General features: G+C 50.7%; 7 protein-coding genes. 1 reads left to right on the forward strand and 6 read right to left on the reverse strand.

Annotation, left to right across the window (positions count from 1 at the left end; translation table 11 throughout):
* Positions 1 to 237: 237 nt before the first annotated feature.
* From NDI45_RS30505 to NDI45_RS30530, 6 genes are all read right to left on the reverse strand, one after another.
* A complete protein-coding gene (locus NDI45_RS30505) occupies positions 238 to 816 on the reverse strand; it encodes an antibiotic biosynthesis monooxygenase (RefSeq protein WP_348250035.1) in 579 nt (192 codons plus the stop codon).
* Between the two features lie 122 nt (positions 817 to 938).
* Positions 939 to 1,583 (reverse strand): flavodoxin domain-containing protein, encoded by a 645-nt coding sequence (locus NDI45_RS30510; protein WP_190791220.1) that lies wholly within the window; start codon positions 1,581 to 1,583, stop codon positions 939 to 941.
* Between the two features lie 10 nt (positions 1,584 to 1,593).
* Positions 1,594 to 2,190 carry an isochorismatase family protein gene (locus tag NDI45_RS30515; protein ID WP_190791219.1) on the reverse strand — a complete coding sequence of 199 codons (597 nt, stop codon included), beginning with the start codon at positions 2,188 to 2,190 and terminating at the stop codon, positions 1,594 to 1,596.
* A 115-nt stretch (positions 2,191 to 2,305) separates the two neighbouring features.
* Positions 2,306 to 2,971, reverse strand: coding sequence for a hydrolase (locus tag NDI45_RS30520; RefSeq protein WP_190791218.1), 666 nt, complete (start codon positions 2,969 to 2,971; stop codon positions 2,306 to 2,308).
* Positions 2,972 to 3,135: 164 nt separating this feature from the next.
* Complete coding sequence (locus NDI45_RS30525) at positions 3,136 to 3,756, reverse strand: glutathione S-transferase N-terminal domain-containing protein (protein WP_348250036.1); 621 nt, start codon at positions 3,754 to 3,756, stop codon at positions 3,136 to 3,138.
* A 41-nt stretch (positions 3,757 to 3,797) separates the two neighbouring features.
* Positions 3,798 to 4,502 (reverse strand): pirin family protein, encoded by a 705-nt coding sequence (locus tag NDI45_RS30530; protein ID WP_348250037.1) that lies wholly within the window; start codon positions 4,500 to 4,502, stop codon positions 3,798 to 3,800.
* A gap of 176 nt (positions 4,503 to 4,678) precedes the next feature.
* On the opposite strand from NDI45_RS30530, the gene NDI45_RS30535 reads away from it, so the two are divergent.
* Complete coding sequence (locus NDI45_RS30535; RefSeq protein WP_190791215.1) at positions 4,679 to 5,575, forward strand: LysR family transcriptional regulator; 897 nt, start codon at positions 4,679 to 4,681, stop codon at positions 5,573 to 5,575.
* Positions 5,576 to 5,693: the final 118 nt, after the last annotated feature.

Below are 5,693 nucleotides of genomic sequence, written 5' to 3' on the forward strand. Positions count from 1 at the left end.
ACACCGGATGAATATGAGAAGAAATGGAATGAACAACAAAAAGGAAATGTGATATAAAAGAGACACTTCCTTAAAGTCTTCGATCTCCTGTCCGAATTCATGGGTTCACTTCACTATTTGCTTTTCAAAATCTGAGCAAATGCACGGTACAGTGATAGGGTTGTACATCAATCATTATGAGTTCGGGCTTCAACTCTAACTAAAGCATCAACAAATGTAAAACGCTACCCCAGGAGATTAGGGTTCAGGGTATAACCAGCGTTGGAATAGCTGGGTTAGGCGAGGCATGATCACGTAAGTGAGGAGTGCGACAACCAGTCCCGTCGTAATCAGTTGGTTGAGCAGTATTGGTAACCGGGAAAAAAGCGGTGCCAGTAGACGACTCACGACAGCGAGTGTAACGAACACACCCAGCCAAGTGACGGCTGCCATCTTGTAGCGAGGCGGCAGAGATCTAAGCGGCTGCTTCGGCAGCGTAAACCAGGTCTCTAGTCCGGTCAGCGTTTGAATTAACTCTGGCTTTTCAATCAGCGGCTGCAAGCGCTCAATCCATTGCCGTCGAACATCAGATTCTAGCCAGGTTTTGAGGTTGTCGTAGCGATCGAACTTAAGAATCACCACGTACTCAGGATGCACATGATCACGCGGTCGAATCGCACTCACGCCCAAATGTCCTTTGAAGGTTCGGGCATCTGCGGCAATGCCCTGAAACCACTTCTTGTATCCCTGCTCGCGCCCTGAACGAATTACATGAGAGATGATGGCGGTGACTTGAGCGTCTTCGTCTTTACCGATAGTGAGCGAATCTTCCAACATAAAGCTTGTATCTCCAATAGGCTAAGGGTTAAGCAATAGGGCACTACTCCTGAATAATCGCAATTTGGGGCAGGATGGACGATGGTGATCGCAAGCCAGCGATCGTCATCGAGGCAGCATGGCTATAGTGACATCTGCTGCTCATCCACAGGGGGTCCAGACCCCGAGAATAAGGCAATTAGCTCGGGTGAAGGAGCTTGATTACCCCGTGCCATTAAGTCTTTGCCCTGTAGTGCTGCTGCCACCCGCGCCACATTTGCTCCATGATGATAAGCACACTGAAGCATCTCATCGGTGATGCCAATCGGCTCCATATTCGGCCCACCACTTCTGCCATGCGCGCCCCAGTGACTGCCAGCCACGCCTGCTCCGGGTGTGGTTTTGGGCAACGGCACGATGATCATTCCTGCCGCAGCCATGGCTGCGAGCAGTCCCAGTTGCGTAATTTCAACGCCCGCTCCGGCATTGCCATAACCACCGCCCACAGAAAACACACCGCCAACTTTACCGACCAACTCATCGGTCAGCCACAGGATTTCGATCGTGTTCTCAATGAACTGCTTCACCCGTGCATCAGCGGAGCGATGGCGCACAGGCGTCCCGAGCAACAGCGCATCACAAGCGCGAACCTCTTCTTTGGTTGCCGCTGTTGCCTCGCGTAGAATGACACTCATTGCTTCTACTGATCGTGCCCCGTCCGCAACAGCCTCAGCCATTTTGTGCGTATTCCCCAGCGTTGATGTGTAGACCACCAGGATGTTTGTCATGGCAACTATCCTACGCTTCCAGGAATTTAGACAGAATTTCCTGGTACATAATGGTTTGGATCGTCTGCCCAACTCCTTCTGACCATGAATTGGCAAGCTCTGCCATCACCTGGTTGGTTGAGGTCAATGTAACCCCATGCTTTTCCATACGCCGGAGGGCAGTTTCGTCTGCCAGCGTTGTAGGTGAGCCGCCTGCATCCACCACAACCTGTACTTCAAACCCATCTTCGATCGCGCTGATGGCGGGATAGACGATGCATACATCATTCGTCAGCCCTGCCATAATCAGCTTTTTCTTACCCGTGGCGATTACTGCATTTTTGTACTCGTCGTATTCCCAACAGTCCACCACGCCCGGACGCTTAATTCGCTTGCTATAGGCTTCAGGTGCGATCTCCTGTAGATCATCGAGCAGCAAACCCTGAAAGTGATCTTCCATGCTGCTAGTTAACACTAGCGACATTCCACTTTCAACTGCCACACGAGCCAACGCACGAGTATTTTGCACAATTTCTTCACGGGGCAAGTTACGCGCCAGTTTGATCGTGCCCTGCTGATGATCAATCAACAGCATTGCCGTGTTCTCAACGGTAAACTTGTTCTTCATGGGATTTTCCTAGGGTTCTGAAAGGACTTTACAGATCGTTATCAGACAGAAATGTTTATCTCCGCTGAGTTTGAAGTGCGATCGCCAGCTCAGCGGAGATAACACAAATCATCAATTATGCATGAGTTAAAGCAGTCGCTTTTGCATTACTGGGAGGCGCACCATGTACCATCGTGTAGGCATACTCCACGCCCACACCGTATGCGCCAGAGTGTTCTTTGACAATCTCAATCACGGCATCGTAGGTTTCCTTGCGTGCCCAATCGCGCTGGTATTCCAGCAACACTTGTTGCCAGGTGACGGGTACAGCACCCGCCTGAATGAGCCGTTGTACTGCCATGTCATGGGCGACTTGAGAGGTGCCACCAGAAGCATCGACAACAAAGTAGACTTCGTAACCTGCTTCAATCGCTTGAATCGCTGGAAAGACGAGACACACTTCTGTCCACAGCGCTGCGATCACCAGCTTCTTGCGACCAATTCGCTCAACCTCAGCCACAAATTTGGTGTCTTCCCAGGAGTTCATGCTGGTGCGCTCGATCGGAGTTTGGTCGGGGAAGATTTCTAGCAGCTGGGGCCACATATAGCCGCTGAAGCTTTGGGTTTCAACAGTCGTCAGAATGGTAGGCACGTTGAACACTTTAGCGGCTTTTGCTAAACCAACTGTGTTGTTGATCAGCGTTTGGCGATCGATATTCGTCACTCCGAACATCATTTGGGGTTGATGATCGATGAAGATGACGGTGGAATTTTCGGGCGTTAACAAGCTGTGAACAGTCATGATGAAATAACTCCTGAAGGTTGAAGAACCGAGTTTGTTGCAGCATGGAATTGGGGAGCGCGGTGACACTTCCCTGCCATACTCCTTGTCAGCGGAGACAAAGACTATGTTTGTGCAAAAGGATCGACTTACTACCCTTTAATTGAACCTTCGACAAATAAAACTTAAAGCGTGATACGTTGTGCCTGCATCGCTCGTTGTACACCCGCATCGTCTGCCATCTGCATCAGGAAGCGGTGCAAGTTGGGGTAGTCGGTGAAGGGTTTTGACAGCGACTTACCCCAGCAACAGAAAACGAACAGATACGGATCGAGAACGGTGCGTCGCTTCTCAACCATGTAGGTGCGATCGCGCATGTGGTGATCGAGCAGTTGAAAGCAGGCATCAATCTGTTTGTAAGCCGCCTCGCGCACGGCAGGATACTGATGCTCGTCCGTGATGTAGCGCTGTGGCAAAAAGTATGGATAGAAAGCAGGGTGAACATCTCCAGTCAGGTAAGACATCCACTTGTGCATTTCATACTGCGCCTCTAGCGTTGGACTGGCACCCAAATGATCGTCTGGAAACTTCTCAGCTAGATACAGCAGGATTGCTTCTGCCTCCGTCAGCACCCGCCCATCCTCCTCAATCAAGGCTGGCACTTTACCGACTGGATTGACAGCTAAAAATTCCGGTTCACGAGTTTTGCCCCGTTCCACTCGATCGAGTTCAAACGGTTTGCCAATCCATTCCAGAACGATGTGAGGGGCAAGCGAACAGGCTCCGGGCATGTAGAACAGTTTCATCACATTCTCCTTGGGGGCGATCGCCCAATTGTCGCGCTAACCTATGCCGCCATGTCGAACAGCAACACTTCCGCATCATCCGCAGCGCCTCGCAGCGTAATCAGGGATTCCTGCGCGATCGCCACCCCATCGCCAGCCGTCAGTGTTTGACCATTAAGTTGCACTGCACCTCGTGCCACTTGCAGCCAAGCCACTCGCCCATTGACAAAGGTATAGCTAACTTCGTCGCCATCGTGTAGCGCAGCCGCATAGAGGTCAACATTTTGATGAATCGTAATCGAGCCATCGCGACCATTGCGCGACCCAACCAGACGCAACTGACCGCGCTTGTCTTCGTCGGTGAATGTTTTCTGCTCGTAGCCTGGTTCAATGCCTTTCTGTTCTGGCAGAATCCAGATTTGCAGGAAATGCACAGGCTCAGCCTTTGAGGCATTGTATTCACTGTGCCTGATGCCCGTTCCAGCCGACATCCGCTGCACATCTCCAGGACGAATCACCGATCCTGTGTCAAGGCTGTCTTTATGTTCTAGTGCGCCTTCAAGGACATAGGAAATGATTTCCATATCGCGGTGTCTATGCGTACTAAAGCCCTGAGCAGGGGCTACCTTATCTTCATTAATTACGCGCAGGTCAGCGAAGCCCATGTGATTGGGATCGTAATACTCGCCAAAGGAAAAGGTATGACGACTATCGAGCCAACCAAAGTTTGCAGCACCTCGAGCTTGAGCGGGTCGTAAGGTAATCATCGAACAAACCTCCAGTGGGTTTGAGAGGAAAAGGGGAAAGGTTAAGGGCGAACTGCCTGAAAGTTCCGTTCGCGCTTTCCTTCGTGGGGACACTATGATTATGATATAGATTCAAATAAAAGACAATATGCTATTTTATCTACAGATTGTCTCCTAAAAAGCTACAATGGTGAGTGATGGATAAGTTTGAAAGCATTCGTGCCTTTACTCAAGTGGTCAACGCCGGTGGCTTTGCGGCAGCGGCAAGAGAGATGGAACTGTCGCGATCGCAGGTCAATAAGTTGGTGATTGCCCTGGAAAACGAACTGGGTGTGCAGTTGCTGCATCGCAGTACACGAGTGGTGACGCCAACCGAAAGCGGGCTGGCGTTTCATGAGCGCTGTGTTGAGATTTTAGCGAGTTTGGAAGAAGCGGAGCGATCGATCACTCAGCTTCAGGCAGAACCCAGAGGGAGACTACGGGTGAATGCGCCAATGACGTTTGGCACAATGCACTTAGCGCCTGCTTTGGCTGACTTTCTGGTGCAGTATCCTGATCTTCAAGTGCAGTTGACCTTGAACGATCGCTTTGTAGACCCGATCGAAGAAGGCTTCGATGTGACGGTGCGAATTGCTAAACCCCAAGAGGTCGCCAGTTTGATTGTGCATCCGCTAACTCCGGCTCCACGAGTTCTGTGTGCGGCTCCGAGCTATTTGGAGGCGAACGGAACACCGACTTATCCCGATGAACTGCGCCACCATTCCTGCTTGCACTACGGTCAGCTTGCGGTTGAAAGTCAGTGGACACTGATTGGAGCCGAGGGAGAACAAACGATTTCAGTGACTGGGGTATTGTGTTCTAACAATGGGGAAGTCCTTCGAGATGCGGCAGTTCGCGGGTTAGGAATTACGATATTGCCGACGTTTGTTGTGGAACCGGAATTGCAACAAGGGACGCTGCAAAGAGTGTTGCCTAGTTATCATCCGCCTGAACTTTCGATTTCGGTGATTTATCCGGTCAATCGTCATCTGTCTACCAAGGTTCGCTTACTGGTCCATTTCCTTCAGGAACACTTTGGCGATCGATCAAATTAGAATCTCAACTGGTTGCGGGTTTTGCTCTCTGGGTGAATTTGTCTGGAAGCCTCTATCTGCTTCAACTTTCATCGACTCAAGCTAAAGTGACACAAGCCTTTTTAGCGGGATGAGAATT

This window comes from Leptolyngbya sp. GB1-A1 (genome assembly GCF_039962475.1).
Lineage (GTDB): Bacteria > Cyanobacteriota > Cyanobacteriia > Elainellales > Elainellaceae > Leptolyngbya_A.